The organism is Psychrobacter sp. I-STPA10 (assembly GCF_021012795.1).
GTDB lineage: Bacteria > Pseudomonadota > Gammaproteobacteria > Pseudomonadales > Moraxellaceae > Psychrobacter.
The window spans coordinates 62,259-85,181 of sequence record NZ_VFYU01000001.1; the positions used below are offsets into that span (position 1 = coordinate 62,259).

21 protein-coding genes are annotated in these 22,923 nt (G+C 40.0%); 12 read left to right on the forward strand and 9 right to left on the reverse strand.

From position 1 onward, the window contains the following. Position 1 precedes the first annotated feature (1 nt). Genes FHK89_RS00305 through FHK89_RS00315 form a run of 3 tightly spaced genes read right to left on the reverse strand, consistent with a single transcriptional unit; the run spans position 2 to position 3,466 of the window. Positions 2 to 892, reverse strand: coding sequence for a Na(+)-translocating NADH-quinone reductase subunit C (locus tag FHK89_RS00305; RefSeq protein ID WP_230655676.1), 891 nt, complete (start codon positions 890 to 892; stop codon positions 2 to 4). After that, entirely contained in the window at positions 873 to 2,108 is a 1,236-nt protein-coding gene (locus FHK89_RS00310) for an NADH:ubiquinone reductase (Na(+)-transporting) subunit B (RefSeq protein ID WP_230655677.1), read from the reverse strand. Before FHK89_RS00310 ends, FHK89_RS00305 begins: the two co-directional genes overlap by 20 nt. A gap of 5 nt (positions 2,109 to 2,113) precedes the next feature. Further along, complete coding sequence (locus tag FHK89_RS00315) at positions 2,114 to 3,466, reverse strand: Na(+)-translocating NADH-quinone reductase subunit A (protein WP_230655678.1); 1,353 nt, start codon at positions 3,464 to 3,466, stop codon at positions 2,114 to 2,116. Positions 3,467 to 4,170: 704 nt separating this feature from the next. Between FHK89_RS00315 and hisA the strand changes: the two genes are divergently transcribed. From hisA to FHK89_RS00345, 6 genes are all read left to right on the forward strand, one after another. Then, a complete protein-coding gene (gene hisA / locus FHK89_RS00320) occupies positions 4,171 to 4,923 on the forward strand; it encodes a 1-(5-phosphoribosyl)-5-[(5-phosphoribosylamino)methylideneamino]imidazole-4-carboxamide isomerase (RefSeq protein ID WP_230655679.1) in 753 nt (250 codons plus the stop codon). A 118-nt stretch (positions 4,924 to 5,041) separates the two neighbouring features. Continuing rightward, on the forward strand, positions 5,042 to 6,634 hold the full coding sequence (locus FHK89_RS00325) for a mechanosensitive ion channel domain-containing protein (RefSeq protein WP_442966539.1): 1,593 nt from the start codon (positions 5,042 to 5,044) through the stop codon (positions 6,632 to 6,634). Between the two features lie 112 nt (positions 6,635 to 6,746). Then, positions 6,747 to 7,148: a hypothetical protein gene (locus FHK89_RS00330; protein ID WP_230655681.1), complete on the forward strand. Its 402-nt coding sequence runs from the start codon at positions 6,747 to 6,749 to the stop codon at positions 7,146 to 7,148. A gap of 69 nt (positions 7,149 to 7,217) precedes the next feature. Next, the gene (locus tag FHK89_RS00335) at positions 7,218 to 8,231 is read left to right on the forward strand and encodes an NADP-dependent oxidoreductase (protein ID WP_230655682.1); all 1,014 of its coding nucleotides are present in this window, start codon (positions 7,218 to 7,220) and stop codon (positions 8,229 to 8,231) included. A 14-nt stretch (positions 8,232 to 8,245) separates the two neighbouring features. Further along, the gene (locus tag FHK89_RS00340) at positions 8,246 to 8,902 is read left to right on the forward strand and encodes a histidine phosphatase family protein (protein ID WP_230655683.1); all 657 of its coding nucleotides are present in this window, start codon (positions 8,246 to 8,248) and stop codon (positions 8,900 to 8,902) included. Positions 8,903 to 8,972: 70 nt separating this feature from the next. After that, on the forward strand, positions 8,973 to 10,232 hold the full coding sequence (locus tag FHK89_RS00345; RefSeq protein ID WP_230655684.1) for a hypothetical protein: 1,260 nt from the start codon (positions 8,973 to 8,975) through the stop codon (positions 10,230 to 10,232). Here FHK89_RS00345 and FHK89_RS00350 read toward each other — a convergent pair. Continuing rightward, positions 10,229 to 11,320 (reverse strand): ADP-ribosylglycohydrolase family protein, encoded by a 1,092-nt coding sequence (locus FHK89_RS00350; protein WP_230655685.1) that lies wholly within the window; start codon positions 11,318 to 11,320, stop codon positions 10,229 to 10,231. The two genes, FHK89_RS00345 and FHK89_RS00350, sit on opposite strands and share 4 nt — an antisense overlap. A 93-nt stretch (positions 11,321 to 11,413) precedes the next feature. Here FHK89_RS00350 and FHK89_RS00355 point away from each other — a divergent pair, with 93 nt between their 5' ends. Next, complete coding sequence (locus tag FHK89_RS00355; RefSeq protein WP_230655686.1) at positions 11,414 to 11,689, forward strand: hypothetical protein; 276 nt, start codon at positions 11,414 to 11,416, stop codon at positions 11,687 to 11,689. Positions 11,690 to 11,915: 226 nt separating this feature from the next. After that, positions 11,916 to 12,764 (forward strand): hypothetical protein, encoded by an 849-nt coding sequence (locus FHK89_RS00360; protein ID WP_230655687.1) that lies wholly within the window; start codon positions 11,916 to 11,918, stop codon positions 12,762 to 12,764. A gap of 86 nt (positions 12,765 to 12,850) precedes the next feature. Here FHK89_RS00360 and FHK89_RS00365 read toward each other — a convergent pair whose 3' ends face one another. Together FHK89_RS00365 and FHK89_RS00370 are read right to left on the reverse strand one after the other, a co-directional pair. After that, on the reverse strand, positions 12,851 to 13,507 hold the full coding sequence (locus FHK89_RS00365; protein ID WP_230655688.1) for an alpha-ketoglutarate-dependent dioxygenase AlkB family protein: 657 nt from the start codon (positions 13,505 to 13,507) through the stop codon (positions 12,851 to 12,853). A 3-nt stretch (positions 13,508 to 13,510) separates the two neighbouring features. Then, on the reverse strand, positions 13,511 to 14,473 hold the full coding sequence (locus tag FHK89_RS00370; RefSeq protein ID WP_329958675.1) for an alpha/beta fold hydrolase: 963 nt from the start codon (positions 14,471 to 14,473) through the stop codon (positions 13,511 to 13,513). A gap of 266 nt (positions 14,474 to 14,739) precedes the next feature. Here FHK89_RS00370 and FHK89_RS00375 point away from each other — a divergent pair, with 266 nt between their 5' ends. Next, entirely contained in the window at positions 14,740 to 15,264 is a 525-nt protein-coding gene (locus FHK89_RS00375; protein WP_230655689.1) for a GlcG/HbpS family heme-binding protein, read from the forward strand. Positions 15,265 to 15,380: 116 nt separating this feature from the next. On the opposite strand, the gene FHK89_RS00380 is transcribed toward FHK89_RS00375, so the two are convergent. Further along, on the reverse strand, positions 15,381 to 15,758 hold the full coding sequence (locus FHK89_RS00380) for a hypothetical protein (protein ID WP_230655690.1): 378 nt from the start codon (positions 15,756 to 15,758) through the stop codon (positions 15,381 to 15,383). After that, positions 15,751 to 17,661 carry an ABC transporter ATP-binding protein gene (locus FHK89_RS00385; RefSeq protein WP_230655691.1) on the reverse strand — a complete coding sequence of 637 codons (1,911 nt, stop codon included), beginning with the start codon at positions 17,659 to 17,661 and terminating at the stop codon, positions 15,751 to 15,753. The genes FHK89_RS00380 and FHK89_RS00385 overlap by 8 nt, the downstream gene beginning before the upstream one ends. A gap of 268 nt (positions 17,662 to 17,929) precedes the next feature. On the opposite strand from FHK89_RS00385, the gene FHK89_RS00390 reads away from it, so the two are divergent. From FHK89_RS00390 to FHK89_RS00400, 3 genes are all read left to right on the forward strand, one after another. Beyond that, the gene (locus tag FHK89_RS00390) at positions 17,930 to 18,865 is read left to right on the forward strand and encodes an EamA/RhaT family transporter (RefSeq protein WP_230655692.1); all 936 of its coding nucleotides are present in this window, start codon (positions 17,930 to 17,932) and stop codon (positions 18,863 to 18,865) included. A gap of 242 nt (positions 18,866 to 19,107) precedes the next feature. Next, entirely contained in the window at positions 19,108 to 20,010 is a 903-nt protein-coding gene (locus FHK89_RS00395) for a fructose bisphosphate aldolase (RefSeq protein ID WP_230655693.1), read from the forward strand. Next, complete coding sequence (locus FHK89_RS00400) at positions 19,994 to 21,211, forward strand: hypothetical protein (protein ID WP_230655694.1); 1,218 nt, start codon at positions 19,994 to 19,996, stop codon at positions 21,209 to 21,211. The genes FHK89_RS00395 and FHK89_RS00400 overlap by 17 nt, the downstream gene beginning before the upstream one ends. Positions 21,212 to 21,253: 42 nt before the next feature. Here FHK89_RS00400 and FHK89_RS00405 read toward each other — a convergent pair whose 3' ends face one another. Continuing rightward, positions 21,254 to 22,912 (reverse strand): VWA domain-containing protein, encoded by a 1,659-nt coding sequence (locus FHK89_RS00405; protein WP_230655695.1) that lies wholly within the window; start codon positions 22,910 to 22,912, stop codon positions 21,254 to 21,256. Positions 22,913 to 22,923 lie beyond the last annotated feature (11 nt).

A 22,923-nucleotide genomic window follows, 5' to 3' on the forward strand; every position in this document is an offset into this window, starting at 1 on the left:
GTTATGCCTCCTTGCCAGTATGAACAGTAGCGTTGTTAGGTAGACTATTTTGGCGAGCCTGATCGTTACTTGAGCCAGCCTCTTTGGAGCGTAAATGATCTAAAAATGGCTTGTAGCCTTGATCGCCAAGCCAAAACTGAATGAAGTTACTAACACCACGGCTGGTCAGGGTTGCACCGCTGATACCATCGACCCAGTTCTCTTTGGGGTTACCAGATTTGGTAACACCAGTAGCGACTTCACCTTGGTCATTATAAGCCTTAATGCCATCCCATTGTGCACGCCATTTAGGCTCTTCAATACGAGCACCTAGTCCAGGTGTTTCTTTATGTGAGTAAAAACTAATGCCTTTGATTGTATTTAAGTCCCCTTCAATGGTCAAGAAGCCATAGATTGTGCCCCATAAACCATAACCATAAACGGGTAGTACCACAAGCTCAGGTTTGCCTGAATCACCATTGAGTACATAAACTTTGGCATATTTAGGTTTACTACCAATACCAGCAGGATCATCATCACCTAAGTCGATACTCAGTGCTTTATTTTTTGCTGCTTGGCTGGTGTCATAAGCGGTGACATCAGTAATACCATCGGCTGATAAAGCCTCATCTGTGGCAAACTCACCTGTTTCAAGATCAACCAATTTGGTTTCAAAGTTGGCAAATTCCTCTTCGACCACAGCAGGGTCATCGGTTTCAGGGTCAAAAAGCCCTGCTGCCATCAAGATATTTTTATTACGGTCAAGACGGCTATTTTCTTGCTGCTTTGATTTAAGACCTACTGCAACCGCAGAGACTAAGACAGAACAGACCAAACATAAAACTAACGCAACACCAATGGTGGTTAGGTTGCTGTTCTTTTTACTGGGTTTTTTATTTTGAGATTGCGACATGACGCATCCTCCGTGCCGTTTGACGTTTGATGTTCGCTTGGGTGACAAAGTAGTCAAACAATGGTGCGAACAAGTTTGCGAACAAGATGGCGAGCATGATGCCCTCTGGGAAGGCAGGGTTGACGACACGGATGACCACAGTCATAAAGCCAATCAAAATACCATAAGCCCAGCGTCCTTTATTGGTATGCGCCGCAGAGACTGGATCGGTTGCCATAAATACTGCACCAAAGGCAAAACCACCAATGACCAGATGCCAATAAAAAGGCAGCTGCATCATTAAGTTATCGGCTGAGCCAAAGATATTAAATACCAATGAGGTAGCAATAAGCCCAACCACACACCCTGCCATGATGCGCCATGAGGCAATGCGGGTCCATAATAATCCCACTGCACCGATCAAGATAGCAAAAGTTGAAACCTCACCAATACTACCTTGGATATTACCAAAGAATGCATCGCTCCACGTGATGACTTGACCATAGGTATCAACAAATTTTTCGGGACTGATACCCAAAGCAGCGAGTCCTAGAGGCGTTGCACCTGAAAAGCCATCAACGGCTGTCCAAATGGTATCACCTGACATATAAGCAGGATAGGCAAAATATAAAAACGCCCGTCCTGATAGGGCAGGGTTTAAGAAGTTTTTACCTGTACCGCCAAAGACTTCTTTGGCAACGACCACCCCAAAGCTAATACCTAATGCCACTTGCCATAAAGGAATATTTGGTGGTAAACAAAGTGCAAAAAGTACAGAAGTGACGAAGAATCCTTCGTTTACCTCATGTCCACGTACCACCGCAAATATCATCTCCCATGCAATACCAACCGCAAAGGTGACAATGTAGATGGGCAGAAATTGCATCGCCCCATAAACAAAGCAAGCCCAAATACTATTGGGGTCATAGCCTGCCAATTGGGTAATAATAGTGCGCCAACCTTCAGGTTGTAGACCGAGTTGACTAATTGCCATTAAGGCTTGGTGTCCAACATTATACATACCCCAAAACATCGCCGGGAAGGTACAAAGCCAAACAGTAATCATGATACGTTTTAAGTCAATACCATCACGCACATGCGATGCCGAATGGGTAGTGATGTCTGGTTGACGTAAAAAGGTGTCTAGTGCTTCATATACTGCATAATACTTTTCATATTTGCCGCCCTTACTAAAGGATGGCCCTAAACGATCAAACATATTATGTAAAAACTTCATCGTGATCAGCCCTCCTGCTCAATGCGAGTTAAGTTATCTCGCAAGATATCACCAAATTCATACTTACCAGGTGAGACAAAAGTACATAAGGCGAGATCTTCTTCATCCAGCTCTAATGCACCCAAATCTACAGCCGACACAATATCTTCGACAATTAAGGCACGTAGTAGCTGTGTGGGAAGATAGTCTTGTGGCATCACTTTTTCAAATACACCAATGGGTACCATAGCGCGAGGTGAACCATTAGTAGTAGAAGTAAAGTTGAATTTTTTGTCTTTAAAGAAATTAGAGATATAAATTGGCAATATTGAGAAGCGGTTTTTACCTGTACTTAGATAATGGAATGCAGGACGTTCATGACCTTCTGCTAATGCGCTGACTTGATTGTGAAAGCGCCCAAGATAAGCAGTTGGTTCAATGATTTTACGTCCTGATAAGACAGAGCCTGAAATCACTCGATTATCACCCGCTTGTAGTTGCCCTTCTGTAATCTCATTTAAACTTGCGCCACGTTCGGTGGCTACCAGATGGGGTTTATTAACGACTGGTCCTGCCAGACTAATCAAACGACGAGTATATAATCGCCCTGTGGTAAACAGTTTACCGATAGCGATAACATCTTGATATCCTACTGTCCATACAGTGACCCCACGACTTAGGGGGTGCAAAAAGTGAATATGTGTACCTGCCAAACCTGCGGGGTGTTTACCTGTAAAAGCATGGTATTCAGTGACGTTATCAGGTGCTGTTTGAGTAATCTTGGGAAGATCCGCATTACCATGATGACATACATAGGTTTTTGGCGTTAAGGTAGATAATACTGCCAAACCATCATTAAACGCTTGCAACTCTTCTTTGATGACAATCATTGGATCAAAGGCAAGTGGATTGGTGTCTATGGCGGTGACAAATATGGCATCAGGTCTGGCGCCAATATCAGGGCTACGACTATAGGGACGGGTACGAAATGCTGTCCATTCTCCTGATATGATAAGTTGAGCTTCAACCGTCTCAGCGTCTAAATTTGCCAATTCACTGGAATTAAAATGCTTGAATTCGGTCTCATCACTATTGGGATCAACTTCGATCACCAAGCTTTCAAACACTCGGCGTTCACCACGATTAATGGCGACAACCTTACCAGAAGCTGGCGCAGTATAAATAACGCCAACTCGTTTCTTGTCTTCAAAGACAGGCTGACCTTTGATTACAATATCACCTTCAGTAACATTCATGGTGGGTTTCATACCCACATAATCATAGCCAATCAGTGCAACAGTTTTGGGTACGTGCTGTCTGATCTCATTGCTAGGTGCACCAGCAATGGGTACGTCTAACCCTTTTTTAATGGTAAACATAAGCGAACTTAATCCATAGGCTAAGTAGAGATACCAGACGTCCTGTTTGGTTTGTGCAAGCTACTTTGATATTGTTAGCTTATTGAAGTTAACAACCGTAGGCACGAGATAAGCGTATTAACATAGACAGCACTCAAAGCACAATCTATTGATACACCAACTTATCCTCTCCTGCATAAACATTGGACATCTATAATCAGATTTTGGATAAATTGATGACCTGTCAATATCTTAAGATAAGATTACAGTGGCGACTGGCTACCAAAATACATATACAATTTAACCTAGGATTATACGTCAAATTACCCTAAAATTGCCAGTGAGTTCGCAAAATGTGTGAATATTGTCTAAAAACCCGCCATTTTTTACAGTAATGCTTTATTGTAACCATCACTGTGATCACCATGATTGATGGGCTATATAATGGTTATAGCAAAGTGCTTTATGCATTAAAGTTCGTATAGCAATTTAAAATGTATCAATATTTATATCATTCCTATATTCACCCTATCTATATTAGGACTTACGCAAAAGTATGATATTTGACTGATAAAGTGGCTGGGAATTATATTGAGTCTTTAGAGCCATGTGCAGCCAACCCACTTGATAAAAAAATGATTACCAGTTGCAGGCAATCTATAAAATTGCGTAAGTCCGATATATTTACAATTACTGATTTAACATCACTATTTAAGGTTATTATTATGTCAAAGCCATCTGCTAACAATTCTACAGTTATTATTCCTGCCATTGACTTAAAAGATGGTAAATGTGTGCGCCTAAAACAAGGGCGTATGGAAGATGATACAGTGTTTTCAAATGATCCTGTTGCTATGGCAGCACGCTGGATAGAAGAAGGGGCACGCCGCTTGCATTTGGTGGATCTCAATGGTGCATTTGATGGGGTGCCTGTGCATAAGTCTGTGGTGACAGATATTGCGCGTGCTTATCCTAACCTACCCATACAGCTTGGTGGTGGAGTACGTCGATTACAAACCATTGAACAATATATGAAAGCTGGATTGACCTATATTATTATTGGTACTAAGGCTGTAGAAGACCCTAACTTTGTTGCTGAAGCCTGTCGTGAGTTTGCAGGGCATATTATTGTCGGTATTGATGCCAAAGATGGCTTGGTAGCAACGCATGGCTGGGCAAATGTCACAGAAATAAAAGCGGTTGAATTAGCCAAACAATTTGCTGATGTGGGTGTATCTTCCATTGTTTATACTGATATTGCCCGTGATGGCATGATGCAAGGGGTGAATGTTGAGCAGACGGTTAACCTCGCACAAGAAGGGGGTATTCCTGTGATTGCCTCTGGTGGTGTGACTGACCTTAAAGACATTGAACTGCTTAAGCCTTATGGTGATTGTATCGAAGGCATTATTACTGGGCGTGCGATTTATGAAGGCACGCTGGATTTAAGTTCAGCACAGTTGTTATTGGATAGTTAAGATTCATGATTGGTGTCGTTACTTTTCTCTATGATACTAATCACTAGCAGTATTATAGAGAAAACCTTATCTTGCCATTAAATGATTGTTAGATTGTTGGATTTAAATGCTTATGCGTATGTTACTTTCCCCATTGCTGTTGATAGTGAGCCTTATTGTACTTGCCATGCCAGCACAGGCAGTGGTTGAGGAGATTATCAGTGCTGATGAGGCATTGGCTGCGGTCAGTGGTGCAAGTAACTCATCTGCCAACAATAATCAAGATGAAGCGGGTACGGGTGGTCTGACTGCTCCAGAAGTAAACACCCCCATTGAGCCTGTTTCTACTCCACCAAAAGATAATGAAATTCAGCAGCGCATTAAAGGCATATTCTCAGAAATTGATGGCTTGCATGAAGTTGGTGTCACCGTTAATCAAGGTGTGGTTACCTTAAGTGGTGAAACCCCTAATGAAAAAAAGGCACAACAAGCACTCAAGCTGGCAGGACGAGTTGGTGGTGTGGTTACTGTAGAAGATAATATTAGCCGTACATTAGATGTGCAGGATAATGTGACTCCTGTGGTCAAAGACTTAAAAGCTCGTACCCAGTCACTTATTAAAGCGTTGCCTTTGTTATTGGTTGCGATATTGGTATTTGCCATCATGGCATGGTTTGGGGCATGGCTGGCTGCTCGCGATAGTATTTGGCAGCGCATTGCACCTAACCCCTTTGTTGCTGAGCTATTGGCCCAAACCATCAAAGTCGTCTTTATCGTCATTGGTTTGATTTTGGGACTGAGCTTGATGGGGGCAGAAGCCATCATTGGTACGCTATTGGGTGGGGCAGGGGTGATTGGTATTGCCGTTGGTTTTGCAGTCAAAGACACCATCGAAAACTATATCTCCTCCTTGATGCTCAGTGTGCGCCAGCCGTTTCGGGCACGTGACCAAGTGGTGATTAATGGACAAGAGGGGATTGTGGTGCGTTTGACTTCACGAGCCACTATCTTAATGACATTAGATGGTAATCAGCTACGTATTCCTAACTCAGAAGTATTTAAAGGCACAATCTTAAACTATACCAAAAATCCTGAAAGACGCTTTACCTTTGAGCTGGGTGTCGATGCCAATGATGACCCCATTGCTGCCATCAAAGTTGGGTTAGATGCCATCAATGGTTTGGAGTTTGTTTTGAGTCAGCCAAAAGCGACAGCAAATATTGAGCAGGTGGGGGATTCAAATATTGTGCTGAGCTTTCAAGTATGGGTTGACCAGTCCAAAACAGACTTTAACAAAGCGCGTAGTATTGCGATTCGAGAAGCCAAACACGCACTAGAGAATCAAGGATTTAGTTTACCTGAGCCAATTTATCGGTTGCGCTTTAATGGTGATATTGAAGAGGCAATCAAACAAACCAGCCTTGCGCTTAATCAAGCATCGTTAGCCGACTTAACCACTACCGCCACAACGCAATCAACACCAACCATAGCAAGTGATAAAGGTAGTGATGCAGACATTGATACATCAGTAGAAAATATAACAATTGACACCTCTAGCAAAGATAAAGAGAAAAAAGAGGCAAAACAGAGAGCAAAAAAAGTATTGGGTGATGCAGAGGTAGAAGAAATACTTGATGCCAAACCTGATACTAAGTTGATGGAAAAAGTAGAACAGGAAATTGCTGAATCGGGTGATTCAGATTTGCTGGATAATCGCAGCCCACAAGAGTGATGAAAAGTTTTTACTTATACAAACTGTCATCGCCAAAAAATGACTAAACAGTGATGGTCTAGAAATGTAAAAAGCGACTAGGAATATAAAAACGTGATTAGGGATATAGAAAATGATGAAAAATAAAGACTCAGAAAATGCCCGAATCGTTGCTGTTTATAATGCCAATGGCGGCATCATGGGTGAGCTAAGTTATGTGATAGGCAAAGTTTTAGGCAACACCCATTGTGCCTTATGTGATATTAGTCATGGTAACTCTATCAAAGCCAAAGCACAGTGGCGACAGCGAGTGGCAAGTTTTCCTATCCCTGTGCAAGCGGTGCATATTAATGAGATGGATAAGGCAACCCAGCAAGCCAGCCAAGGGCAAAGCCCTGTTGTGGTATATTTAGATGGGAAAAATGACCATATTGTTATGACTGATGAAGAATTAGAGAGTTGCCAAGCAAGTCCACAGTTATTTTTTGATAAATTATTAGAAAAAATAGAATCGTTGTCATTTTCAAAACTTTAATTTTTTAGAGAGCCTCAAACAGCTATTTTGTAAATAATTTGAATGATATAGAAAAATAAGGAACACTTTATGAGTCAACTTATAAACCCGTCAATCCCTAACAGTCAAACTGCCATGACCATCAAACAGTTTGGTGAGCCCGATGTTTTTGAACAACAAAATGATTTTGCCGTACCCACATTAAATGAGGGGCAAGTGCTGATAAAAGTCGCCTATGCAGGTATTAACCCTGTCGATTATAAAACTCGACAAGGCTTAGGTTGGGGCGCAGATAATATTCGTAATCAGCAATTTGCCAACAATCAACCTGCCGTTTTAGGCTTTGATGTGGCAGGGGAAGTGGTTGCCAGCAAAGATAGCCGTTTTAACATTGGTGATAAGGTATCAGCCCTTAGCTTTACTGGTGGCTGTTATGCCCAATATGTTGCCGTTGCAGGGGAGCTATTAGCCCCCATTCCTGATGGCGTGGATTTAAAAATTGCAGGGGCAATGCCTTGTGTCGCCACCACTGCCAAACAGCTTTTGGATTTTGCTGACATCAATCAAGGCGAGCATGTGGTTATCAATGCCCCCGCAGGTGGCGTGGGTCATTTATTAATCCAAATGCTGATGGGATTGGTCGATACCCTTGATATTCAGCTGAGCGTTATTTGTTCTAAAGAAAAATATCAAAAACTTGCCAGCCTAATTGATTGCGATAAATTAGCAGGTTGGATTGACTATCAGCAATATACTGATGAGCAAACATTCCCTGATTTGCAAGCCGATGTTTTACTTGACCTTGTCGGTGGACAGGCAGGCATCAAAGCCTTATCGACACTAAAAACCAATGGTAACGTGTATGTACTGCCAAGTATTTGGGCGGACAAACTCAAAGAGGCAGGGGCAAATAAAAACTTACAAGTAGCAGGTTTTATCGCCAAACCCAACGCCCAAGATTTGGCAGATATGCTACAAAAAGTCGCTGATAAACAATTAAGTGTACATATCCAATCAACCTATCCTTTAACTGAAGTTGCCAAAGCTCATCAAGAGTTAGAAAAAGGGCATAGCTTTGGTAAGATTGTGTTAGAAAATAATTAAATTGAGAAATAATAATGAAAACCCTTTATTTTATTCGTCATGGTGAAAGCCTTGCTAATACAGGGGCAAAGTCCATGCCCGACCGTGATATTCCCTTAACGGAACTTGGACAACAGCAAGCACGTGAACTTGCCAAAAAATGGCAAACGCCTCCCAATAAAATCTACTGCTCACAAATGCTGCGCTCACAACAAACGGCGCAAGCTTTTTGTGATAAGTTTCAATTAAATACGAATACTGACTATGAAAGCTGTTATGACAGCACTTATGAAGTGTTGCCTTGGCTTAATGAGTTTGGCTGTTTGGGCTATGCCACCATTGAGGGCATGATGGGAAAAGAGCGGGCAGTGCTTGCCAAACAATATTGGCAAACGGCAGATTTAGAACATCGTGATAGCCATGATTCAGATAGCTTTGCTGACTTTTTGGCTCGGGTAGATAATCTTATCAGCCAGCTTGATGAATTTGAGGATAACAGTTTATTTTTTGGGCATGGGATATGGATTGGGCTATTAGCTTGGCGGTTAATGGGTTGTCAATTTAAAGACAATGCCGATATGCGACGCTTTCGCCAATTCCAAACCGCTATGCCGATGGCAAATACCGTGGTTTATCGTTTGTTGCTTAGTGGTGAGGTTAGGCAGTTACAATGGGTGGATATGGAGAGTTAGTGATTGTAAAAAGTGAGGAAATCTTGCTATGATGTGGAGGATATCTTAATAATTATTATTGGGGGTGTATATGAACAATAAGAATGATATCCATGAAATAGCAATTGTAGATAATGAGGGTCAAAAGGTTTTTTCAATTGTAAAAGCAGATAGACATATTCAAGGAAAAAAGTTGCCCTTAAATGAGCAAAGTTTTATAGAAAGTCATCTTTCATCAATTGTTGGTAATATTCCTAATATTGGAAAAACAATAGACAGTATGAATAGTTATACTGCACATTTTTCTAAAGAAGCAATGGAAAATTGGAAAAATGGTGCTTTAGAGTTGAAAAAATCTGGAAAAGATTTTTTACCTCAACTTCAGAAAACAGATACCAAGAGAATATCAGAACAAGCAAGGCTAAAGTCAGGAATGACCCCTACAAATATAGCTTTATTATGCTGGCAAATCGCTACGGTAATAACTGCTCAACAGCACTTATCTAATATTGATAAAAAATTAGGAGATTTGCATGATATTATAAAAAATATAGAGTTTTTTTTAGTAGAGAAAGACTGTGCTGAAATTCAAGCAAATATTGAATATATAGATAATTTAATAAGCTCCTTTTATCAAGATGGTGAGGATTTTATTAATGAACTAAATGAAATGCATAGTCATAAAATAGCAGATTTAATTAAGGATATTAATAGTAGTGTAATTTTTCATATTGAGATTATGAGAAAATTAGAAAGTGAAATTAAATCCCATAAATTTAATAATAAGAAAAATATTAAAAAATCAGAAGTCCAAATTAATAAGTTTGTAGAAAATATGAAATTATTAGATGTCTTGTTGAAATCACAAATTAATATATTTTTCTTATATATTATGTGCTATGGAAAAACAAGTTTTATAAATAGTTGTCATAAGAAAAGTCAAGATAATATTGAGAAATATTTAAGTATTCTTGATAATATTCATTATTATATTAATAATGAATTAAATAATATAATAGAGAATAGGAGGCTATTAAATTTTTTTAATTCGTCATATTCGTATGTTTTTCCTTTATCTTCCTTTTTCCCTGTCCGTTACACTATGGATAACTTTGTTTATGTTGTAGATAGCTCTGGTATTGTAAGATTTGATCTATATAGAGATATCTTACAGAGATCAAGATTTGGAGAAAATCTTTATAATATAGAGTATAGCCGGAATATATTCAAAGAACTACAAAAAGATAATATTGAAGACTATTTCCGTTTACCAATGGAAATTATATTTGATATTGATGAAAGTGGAGATATATTAAATCTTAGATATATAGATATAAATAAAAATATTTAATGATTTGAAAGTTTATCTAAATTCTTAACAGCAGAAAATAAACATTTAGCATTATTCGGTGAGCGTAATAAATAAGCAGTTTCTAATAAAGACCACAAAATATCCTTACCCCTTAACTTATCCAGCCAATCTTGTGGCATATTTTCCACCCCAAAGCGTAACCCTGCAATACCACCAGCGATACAAGCGGTGGTATCCGTATCTCGCCCTAAACTAATGGACGCTTTAATCACATTTTTATAGCTGTCTTGTTGCTGTGCCCAATAGGCACTACGCAAGCTATCCACCACATAGCCACTGCCTGTTGCCTCGGCTTGTCTATCATCAGGACAAATGTGAGATAGCAATTCCTCTAAATGTTTAACCAATTGCAATTGCTGATAAATATCCGTTAATTGAGTGATTGCCTGCTGCCATGCCGATTGATAATCCTGCCCTAAAATGATGTTTACCGCCCACAAACAATATAACCCACAACATACTTGCGAGCGTGGGTGTGGGTGGGTAAGCCATGATTGCTGATGGGCTAATTGGACTAAATTTGCCAACATTGCCAAATCATTTTGTTTATCTATTTGCGTATCATTTTGCTTATCTATCTGTTGACAAGACACAAACCACAATACCAAAGGTAGCACTCGCATAAGTGAACCATTGCCATTGGTTCGCACATCATAAACCATCTTATCGACAGCAAATAACTCATTTAAATCAACATCTTGCTCTAGTTGTTGCTGACGTACTAATAGCATCTCTGAGGTTTGTACGCCAATATCAAACACCTCATAATCTACCGCCATATAGCCTATATTTTGCCAATTTAAAAATCGTTTGGCTAAATCATTTAAATCTAATGTCTGTTTATCCATTAATGAGGCAAGTAAACACAAGGCTTGCGCCCCATCATCTGACCATGTACCTACCGCAATGGTGGGATAAGTGCGTTTAAAATCGGTAGGGGGTGTGATATCAATATCAGCAAAGGCGGGCAGGTTTTCAGGTTGATTAAATTCATAAGGCACACCTACTGCATCGCCGATAAGCAATCCGTACATTGCCCCTAAAAATTGTGATTGGGTGAGGGTCATTATTTGTCCTTCTTTATTCTTATAACAGGTATGATAATTGCTATACTAATGACATATCTTATTCAGTTCAATACTCAACATAGGAACAGCCCCATGCAGTCCAAAACCATGATTATTATTGCTCTCGTTGCTGGCTTGGCATTGGTTATTTTTAATATTGCCATTAGCTATAATGAGCCTGACACTGTTTCCGCCGAGATTGCTTCTACAGAAGTTGCCAATACAGATAATACAGCTAATACAAATGATGATATTGCCAACAAACCTTTAGGTCAACAGCCCAAAGCCATATTGGATAAAGCTAATAATCAGATTGAACAAGCGCAACAGCTTGAAAGTGATAAGATGGCTCAGTTAGAAGGACAGTAGCTAGAAATTGTACTGTAATGGGTAAGTATTATAGAGCTTACGCAAAGACACAATATAGTCTGCCCACTATTTTTATACGTTGGTATGTAGCAGTATTAAGTTATTAATTTAAAAGAAATATTCAATAAATATGGGGTTGCCTTCGTGTGCTGTATGACTGTATTATTACCTTCTTGAAATTTTACTAAAGTCTAAGTAAATTTAGGGCTATGAGATGAGAATAAATATGAAAATGACATTAAAGTTAGCCAGCCTAACAAGCACTCTATTGTTAACAGGATTGTTGGCAGGGTGTGGTGGTGATTCTGGTTCTGATAATAAATCTGATGATAAAAAAACATCAAGTCAAACTGAGAACACTACTAAGCCTAAGAGCACTGTACCTAAAGATATTCAAGGCTATTATGAAGCAATAGTGACTGCTGATAATGGTGATAGAATTTTGCTTAACTTGACGGTGAAACCAGATGGAGAGTATTTTGGTTTTTATAATAATTCTTTTATCGATGGCAACTACAAATATAAGCAAGAAATATTTAGCTTAATCACTGGAGATTTTAATCAAGACTCAGCCAAAAAAATCACAACTCGGGTTAGAGAGTTTGACTCGGCCCAAAATATTGTCCGCAATTACAATGCTTCAGCACAATTTGTGCCCAAGTCCCGATTGACCTTAGATTTGACAAACAGTGATGCTTCTATTGATAAAAAAGTATACGATCTAAAATACATCAAATTAGATAGTTCTACTTTATCAGAACTGACAGGTAACTATAGGGGAACGATAGGCTCATTAACCAAATATAAGTTTGCCAATGCCATCATATCAGACAGTGACAATGCTGATATAAAAAATCTGAAGATTAAAGTGGGCTCAAATTGTGAATTTAATGGCACAGTAGAAAATGCCCATTACGATGTCAACTTATATCCTTATTCAGGCTCATTTAGTGGGACAAAATGTACCACATTAGGTAAGTTTACAGGTGTTATGTATAAGGTTAATAAAAGGATCTTAATTAACGGCATAAATACAAATAAAACTGATATCATGCGTTTTAGTGCTCTACAGTAATATTTTTACGTTATATTAGGGGTGGTTGTTCGTTTTATTGAGGCTTGCTTGGGTTTGTATCGAAAACACAGTATTACTTAAAATCGCTACAAACTTATAATCTGCCGAAAAGTTAAGCTGATTCTCCCTGTATTCACTTTTTTGGTTTTGGTAATGCAGTGTTTCCAATATTGCTGTGTTGCCCCCCGCATTACAATAAGCTGTCCTGACTCAAGATAAAGCTCAACTTTGTCTTGAGTTTTTTTGTGCTTCAACACAAACTTACGAGTTGCTCCGAGTGACACACTGGCAATGACTGGGTTCGCCCCCAGCTCTGGCTCATCATCGCTGTGATAACCCATGCCCTCATTGCCTGTGGGATAATAATTTAGCAGGCAGGCGTTAAACATGGCGTCTTTTGAGGTAATGCCTTGTTTGGCAAGCTCCTTTTCAATCCGTTGTTCAATCATTTGTTTCACGTGAAACACACTGTCTGTCCATGCCGTTGCTTGCCGAGAATGTCCCGAGTAATGATAAGTTAGTGGTTGTCCGTTTGCGTCACTATCACCCATCCATACGATTTGACGTTTGGTAATGTGGGTTTTGCCAAATAGGGTGACGGTATCAGATTGCCACGGCAGGTCTTGCAATAACTGCTGATAAAGCCTATCAGAATTGTCGATTATCCTACCAAAATTATTGACGATGCCATCATAGGGTAAGAGGTTGTCCGTGGGGTCAGGCAGAAAAAGTGGTGTGATCATGGGTTATTTTTGATAATCCTCCAAAATTACTTCTGCACAACCCTCAGGATTTTCTATCGGTAATAGATGCCCGTTTTCAGCTAGGGTAACGATATTTTCATCATCAACCAATCCTTGCCAATTTTTGCGTACTTTATCACTAACAAAAATAGTGGGTTTGCCCAATATTAGCGTATAAGGCATATTTAGGCGGTTCAATTGTTTTAAGGCGTCATCAATGTACGGCGTGCCAAAATAATTTGCCAGCTCTTGCTTGGGTGCAAAAATCAGCTCATATTGTCCATCGTCTCGCTGCTCTAAGCTGTTAGTAGCATAAATCTTTAAGTGCTCATCACTGACCCGTTTATACGCCCGATGACTGCGTAAAAACTGATAATAATCCTCAATACTTTGCCAAGTGGTCGGTTTTTTTAGTGTGCTTGTAAACGGCTCTTGGCTCATTTTTAGCCATCTTGGCAATAAGTTATAAACTAGGGTTTGTTGCTTGGTAAAGGTGACAGGCTCAATAAGATATAGCTTGGAGAATAAATCAGGACGTTTGGCACAAGCCATAGCAGTGGCAGTTGCCCCTTGTGAATGTCCAATACCAATCACGGGCTGATTTTGTGTCTTTTGCAAAAATTCAATCAGCATATCCGCGTCTTGCTCACGCGTTAGAGTTTTGGCAGTGGGCAAATCGTACCAATAACCACGCATGGCAAGGCTGGTGATATCAAACTGGCTGGCAAGCTTACTCAATAATGGCTGATACACACCCACCGCAAAGCCATTACCGCCATAAAAGTGAGCAGGGAGTCGCGGGTTTGTTGGTTTATTTATCTGGCTTTGATTGTCTGAATGATTTTTCAAAGCTGTTAAATCTTTTAAATCATAATAACGGGCATTTTTATTATCAATGCTGATAGATTTAGCAAATTGTTCAAAGTTAGAAAAGTCAGTTAGTTTACAAGAAGACATCGAAGACATAGGATTGTGCCATAGCATATATAGTCAGAGTAAGAAGTATCATTCGTCTAGACTATAACATATAAAAACAGATAAAGATTTGTGACCTGTAATGCTTTGATAAGTATCAATTTATTTTAACTAACTGTTGGTTTTCTTAGTAAATTGGTATCAATGATTGGGATAAGTTTGCATGTTGTCATTAGTTTTGGGTAAAGTATGTATGCCAAATTTTCAACTATATATCATCATACGTTGTATTCACTATAAACATAAGGAAAATTATAATGCATATATTAAAAAGCTTATTTAGCAATAAATTATTATTAACCAGTGGGTTGTTGATGACGGCTATTGCAGCACAAGCCGCACCATCAGCACAAATTATTCAAGCTACGGTCGATAGCCGTAGTATCAGTAGTGATGCTGCCGTACAAGTGGCACAGCAAGCCGTGGCACAGTGCAAAGCGGATGGTTATGCTGTGACCGCAACCGTGGTTGATGCAGCGGGTACACCTTTGGTACAAATTCGTGATGATAAGGCAGGACCACACACGCTAAGCAGCAGCTACCGTAAAGCTTTTACTGCCGTGTCTTTAAAAAAGCCAACGGCTGATTATGCCGATATGATTGCGCAAAATCCAAAAATAGATGCGCTACGAGATATGGACGAGCGTTTGCTGTTCTTGGGTGGCGGTGTGCCTATTATCATTAATAATACCATCATTGGTGGTATTGGCGTTGGTGGTGCACCGGGTGCACATCTTGATGTCGAATGTGCCAATGCGGGTGCAGGTATTTTTCAGCAGTAATTATATATAAGTATTAGCTTGTAGTAATTACTCTTAAGCCCTTAAGGTCATGTGTAGTATTGTGCATGTGCTTAAGGGCTTTTTAGTGGCATAACTAGGCATAACTAATTACACAGTTAATGCCACAGTATGTGATTCGCTATTTCAATTTTGGGATTGGTTTTGATACATTTTTGCCCACTAATATAATAGGTTGCTGATTTTTGAGTATAGTGAAGAATGACAGCATAACTTTTGTGGTTAGCCATAAATGTATATTCCTCAAAATGTTTAATGCCCAAATCTGAATGCACAGGTTGCCCTAGTTTTTTGAGAATAAAGGCGCGCGGTTTGCCAATGAGCTGCTCATTGATTGGGACGCCATTAATTTGACAGCTTACTTGTTTCTCAAAGCACCCGGATAAACTTATCGCTATAAAGGCAATACAGAGTATGGCAATGAAATTCAGCCTTTTTTGCAGTGATAATTGAGTAATAGATACCAATTTAATCATCCTCATCTTCACCCAAAAAGCCACCACTTTGGCGTTGCCATAGACTGGCATAAATACCATTTTTGGCAAGTAACTCATCATGGCTGCCTTGCTCTACAATCTGTCCTTTATCCATCACTACCAAACGGTCTAGGGCAGCAATGGTAGAGAGGCGATGGGCAATGGCAATCACAGTTTTGCCTTGCATCATATTATCCAGACTTTCGGTAATGGCATGTTCGACTTCCGAGTCTAAGGCACTGGTGGCTTCATCTAATAATAAAATTGGCGCGTTTTTTAGCATCACTCGAGCAATGGCGATGCGCTGGCGTTGTCCACCAGATAGCTTAACGCCTCGTTCACCCACATGCGTATCTAGCCCTTTATTACCTTTGGCATCGTGTAATTCTTGGATAAATTCCCATGCTTGTGCTTGTTTGGCAGCAGTGATAATCTCTTCATCTGTCGCATCAGGGCGACCATAAGCGATATTTTCACGCACAGTACGATGTAATAGTGAGGTATCTTGAGTGACCATGCCAATTTGCTGACGTAAGCTTTCTTGAGTAACGGTATCAATGGCTTGCCCATCAATAAAAATTGCCCCTTTATCGACATCATAAAAACGTAGCAATAAATTTACCAGTGTCGATTTACCTGCGCCAGAATGTCCGACCAAGCCAATTTTTTCTCCCGCCTTGATATCTAAACAAAAGTTATCTAGTAGCTTGGTGTTAACGTTGCTATGAGCATTGCTATTGCTATTGCTATGAAAGTTATCATGTGGCTGTGCACTTTCATGTTTTGTATAACCAAAGTCCACATGGTCAAAGACAATATTGCCGTCAGTCACCATAAGTTCTTTGGCAGAGTTGATATCAGTGATGGCTTGTGGTGCAGACAATGTTTTCATGCCATCTTGTACCGTTCCGATACTCTCAAACAAACTTGCCGTTTGCCACATAATCCAATGGGTTAGCCCATTGAGCCGTAACGCCATCGCCGTTGCTGCCGCAATTGCTCCAACTTCGACAGTTCCTTGCTGCCATAAATACAGTCCAATGACAGCGGTACTACCAATCAGAATGACACTGATAAGGTGATTGACAAACTCCAGCGCAGTGACCCAACGCATCTGTGCATGCACGGTTTGTAAAAATTGCTGCATGGCTGATTTGGCATAGCTAAGCTCACGTTGTGAATGGCTAAATAGCTTCACTGTCATAATATTGGCATAAGCATCAGTGATACGCCCTGTCATCAATGCGCGTGCATCGGCTTGTTTACTAGAGGTTTGCCGTAGCTTGGGAATAAACACAGCTAAGGTGATGATAAACAGCACCAGCCATAGCATAAAGGGGATAAGCAACAGGGCATCGAGATGAAATAAGATAATACCACTGGTAATGAAATATACACTGACATAAGTGAGCATATCGGTGACGGTCATCACCGTATCACGTACTGCTAAAGCTGTTTGCATCACCTTTGCGGATACACGTCCAGAAAACTCATCTTGATAAAACTGCATTGACTGACCCAGCATACGCTGATGAAAACGCCAGCGCATTTGCATAGGAAATACCCCTTGCAATACTTGAAAATGTATCAGTGATGTCAATCCAACCCAGAAGGGACTGAGCAGTAATACCGCTGCTATAATAAGCAGCATATCGCCTTTTGCTATCCATAATGCTTCGGGAGTATAGTATCCGAGCCAATCGACAATATCTCCAATCCATGCAAACATCATTGCTTCATACACACCCACACCTGCGGTGAGAATCATAAACAGTAGTAACCAACCACGTAGCCCACGCGTACAAGCCCACAAAAAAGGCAGTAAACCAGAGTTTGGTAGAGGCTCAGTGGTTGTTGGAAAAGGGGGCAGGCGAGACTCAAAAAAGCGATATAAGAATTTCATAAATAATGGTTTATGGCTAATGGTTGATGACGCTGCTAGATAAACAATGGAATCATTACTATATTTGATATGGGCGACTGACAGTGGCAGTTTATATTATGGATAATACAGACAGACTATTTTAACAAAACTAGGCAACTTCGCTTGCAAGTGAATTGTAATTACTGCTGATAAAACAGCTAAATTTATGAGGCAATATAAAATTAAAGATTGTATAAATTGAAATATCTTGTTACATTTTATGGGTGTTTTTAATGGTCAATAAGTCATGTTGTATTTAATCATTGCTGTACTGTGTAGTGTTTTGGTGTCTGTATTACTAAAAGTTTTGCGCCAACGTCATATTGATATTCGTCAAACCATTGTCGCAGGCTATCCAGTGGCATTTTTATTAACTGGACTTTTACTAAAACCTGATACTTCTGCCATCTCAGAGTTGGGTAGCGCATGGGGCATTATTTTGGCATTGGGGATTTTGTTGCCATTGGTGTTTGTTATTTTAGGACGCGCCATTGCAGCCGTTGGGATTATTGCTACTGATGCTGCCCAGCGGCTATCGTTGATTATTCCTATTGTGGCAGCATTTATACTCTTTGGAGAAGTATTAACAACCCAAAGAGTCGTTGGTATCGCACTGGGATTTTTAGCATTAGCTGCGTTAATATACCGTCCTCAGCAGGTGGCAGGCCAGACTAACGGTGGGGCAGCAGGTGCAGATATAGATAAGCAAGCACACGCTGATACCTCTGTTCACAATCATCACACAGCTACTCACACAAAGACATTGATACCTAGCGCAGTATGGTTATTAGGTGTATGGCTTGGCTATGGCGTGATTGATATTTTATTCAAACAAGTCGCTAAGCAAGGGGCAGCCTTTCCATTGACATTATTTATCAGCTTTGGTTTGGCAGGGTTATTATTACTCATTTATTTACTCATGCAGCGTGTCCGTTGGCAACGTCCAGCATTATTGGCAGGATTGCTATTAGGCGTGCTTAATATGGGTAATATTTATGCCTATATTAAAGCACACCAAAGCCTAGCAGGCTCGCCCAGCATCGTCTTTACAGGTATGAATGTGGGCGTCATTGCTTTGGCTACCTTGGTTGGTGTGGTCGTGTTTAAAGAGTCTTTGAACAAAGTTAATATGATGGGCTTAGCTCTGGCAATGGCTTGTGTGTTGGTTCTATTTTTGGGTTGAGGAGTGAGTAGCAGCTGTGATTGGAGATTAGTTTTAGATAGGGATTATGATATATAGATGTTAGTTAACATAGCTGATATCAAATGCCTGTGTAATAAGGGCTTGCACGTTTAATGTAACAATTTGATGCTGCTAACTGTCATAAAATTCTGCTACCATATTAAGTAATTTATTGTCGTTAATTAAATTGTAGTTAGTTAAAGCAGTTGTTAATTTAAAATTATTATTGGAGTATAAAATTTATGAGCCATAGCACAAGCTATCAGCAACAACTAGAAAGAATTAAAAATGACACAGGTTTTATCGCTGCCCTTGACCAAAGTGGCGGCAGCACGCCAAAAGCCCTACGTATGTATGGGGTTGAAGAAAGCGAATATAACAATGATGATGAAATGTTTGCCCAAGTGCATGAGATGCGTCGTCGTATCATGACTTGTGACTGCTTTGATAGTGGGCGTGTACTGGGTGCGATTTTGTTTGAAGACACCATGGACAGACAAGTTAATGATAAACCAACCGCAAACTATCTATGGGAAGATAAAAACATTGTACCATTTTTAAAAGTCGATAAAGGCTTGGCTGAGCAGATGGACGGTGTACAGGTAATGAAGCCGATTCCAACCCTAGATTCACTACTCGATAAAGCCAAAAACTATCCCATCTTTGGTACCAAAATGCGCTCAGTGATTCATACAGCCAGTGCCAGTGGTATTGAAAAAGTAGTACAACAGCAGTTTGATGTTGCCAAACAAATCCTTGCTAAAGGATTGATGCCCATTGTTGAGCCAGAAGTAACCATCAATACCGCTGATAAAGCAGAAAGTGAGGCTTTGCTAAAAGCTGAGATATTGCGTAACCTTGAGCGTCTGGATGATGGTCAGCAAATCATGCTTAAATTAACCCTTCCAGAAGAAGCAGGATTTTATCAAGACTTAATCAATCATCCTAAGGTGCTAAAAGTAGTGGCATTATCAGGTGGTTATAGCCGTGAAGAAGCGTGCGATAAACTTGCCCAAAACGCAGGCATGATTGCCAGTTTCTCACGTGCATTTACCGAAGGCTTGAGCAAGTCACAAAGTGATGAGCAATTTTCTAGCACCATTGATGCGTCTATTGACAAGATTTATAGTGCGTCAAAAGTCTAATGTCAAAAACCTAATGAGTAGCTACTTTAAAGGTTTAACTACTCATCTTTATACTCTATTGGCATCAGTTAGCTTATGTTTGCTACTGATGCCTTTTTGTTATGCCAATATGGCATCGGGTATCTTAGAGGGTACATCCGCAGGGTCAGCCTATGCCAGCCGTGATATAGATATCTTATCTGAGACCATTGATATAACCATTGAGCCTGATTTTTCGCAGGCAGAATATCAGGTTACTTATCAGATATATTCACCAAAGTCAGGCACACAAATCCCGTTAATCTTTGAGGTGCTAGACAAAAATACAGCGTTTAGTATTCAGATTGATGGTCAGTCTGTACCAGTACAGACCCTTGATTCTGATGATACTCGCATAGACCCAGAGACTTTTTACTATCCAGCAGAGTTTATAGAAACAATAAACAATGCGTATAATGATTCAGTTAACAATGCACTTAATAATAAGCCTGAGTTTTCTTTTCGGGGTGATGCAAAGTACTTTGAAGTGGATTTGCCGCAAGGTGAGCATACCATCACTGCCCATTATCACGCCTATCCAACGGAAAATTTAAATGATTGGACAATCCGTTATTATTATCAATATTCACTAAAACCTGCGCAGGCATGGAAAAGTTTTGATGATTTGACAGTCAATCTAAAGTTTAAAGGCGAAGGGACGGCTTTAAATGCAGACAATGTGCAAGTTAAAAGTAATCTAATAAATACAGATGTAGAGTCACCGACCACTTTTACCCCACCCATAAAACCACATTACCAATGGCATTTTAACCACATTCCTACGGATGCCATCGAAATATCCTATCAAGTGATGCCAAGCCCGATGGTGCAGTGGTTAATTGACTTAGATGAACATCCATGGCGAAACTTTGTACTATCAATCATATTTTTTGGGTCGATTCATTATTATCTGATGTATCTTAGCCGTAAACACAATTGTAAAAAAGGATTATGCAGAGCAAATGTAGTGATATGGCTGGGCATTATTTTTGTGCCTTTGTTTGTGTTATCAGTGTTTATTTGGAAAGTTGAACTGATAGATTGGCTTTTACAGGAGCATGCCAGTCGTTTTCATGGTTATATCCTGCTGATTATTGTTTTTGGCTATCCTTTACTAATGCCTTGTTATTTAGTGGCGACGTTGGTGGTAAATTCTTATTTAAAAAGGCGATTTGTGGCTTAGTATAAAAGTTAAGGATGATGATAAGATACTGATTTTATTGTTTTACAAAACCACCACCTCATCACTAAAATTATCAGCGACCCGTCCACCTGCGCACAGTACCGAATACACCATCACATTCAAACGCAATTTGTCAGCATTAAACTTCTGCGTAAATGCTTCAGATAACGCACAATCCCCATCAGAAATCATCAAAATATCCGCCTTATGATATTCTTTTTGCCCCTCAATGATTTTTATGCCCTCTGCTAATGGCGATTCAAAATCTGTACCTCCACCAAAGCCTTGATTTAAAAACGCTAACAGCCCAGCCAAATCCTGTGCATCGGTCATCACAAGCTGGCGAATCTCCCCAGATGCCCCAAATAGCAACACATACAACGAGCGTTTTTCTGCCTTTAAAATATTGGCAATGGCAAATAGTAATGCCTTCGCTTTTAGCAGTGGCTTACCTTGCATACTGGCGGAAGTATCCAAACACGCCACCACAGGACCAGTGCGTTTTTGTACTGCCTCACTGACCTGCTCATGATGCAAACTTGTACCTGCCAACTCATAACACAATAGATTTTTCTCAAACAAACGAGCATAAAACAGCGTCTCTAGCGTCTCATCATCAAGATTAATCAGCTCAGAGGGCAACACTCGGGCGATATCATCGCTTAAATGCGTACCATGCACTTCACTTTTGCTGGCTTGTGGAACTTTTTGCTGTTTTTTACGCTCTTCAGATATATAGCTACGTCCCATTTTACGAGCAAGCTCTTTAATCGTGGCATTATTTTGCAACTGCTGAGCCAATGCACTAAAGTCGGTGTGACAGTCTTGAAGCTCTTTTAGTTGGTTATAAGAAAACTGTGCTTGTGGACAAAGTTGCAAAAATTGCTTGGTTTTATCATACATATCCGCCACATCTTGCAAGGTCTGCTCAAACCGCCCAAGATATGCACGCACGGTTTCGGGAATATCCTCATCGGTGATTTCGGCTTGATAATCGGTAGTTTGCTGTTGTTCCGCTTTGAGGTACTCAATAAACTCAGGGGTTAATGGCTGATTTTTAAAAAAGTCTTCATTGGCTTGCCAGTCGGGTTCTGGCTCATTGTCTGCTTGGTTATCCCAGTCCCAAAGTAGCCATTTAGTTGCCCCAAGTTTTGTATATGCCTGAGATTTTAATAGATTTAGAGTCAGCTCCCATGTGGTTTCTGGTAATAAAGTACCTACCCAAGAAAGTTTATTTGGTAGATTAGTACTTCTAATACAACTAGAACAAAAATGATGACAGTTTTTTATCACCAAGCCATAAAAATGACGCTCACCAACCCGAGAAGATGACTCATCGGCAACGGCAAAATCCCCCACCGCTCCCAAGCCATTACAAGAGACATAAATCTTACGACCCATAATACTTTTACTGGTAAAATCGCTAGGGTCGCTGATTTGCACGCTACTATCAGCAATGCCATCAACGACAATATTGGAAATCTGCCCGCCATTATCATCACTGATATAAATCCCTGAATGTTCCACAGCAAACCAAAGGTCACTATAGACAACACTGCCTTCTATTGGCACAACCTTGTCACGAAAATGGCTATCAATAAAATATTTAATCGGCTTTAGCCCAATTTTTATACCGATATGGGCAAGCGTTGCTATTGGTGAAAAAAGGGCTTTTCCTGCGTTTAATAGGCTAGATAACATAATCCGCCTCT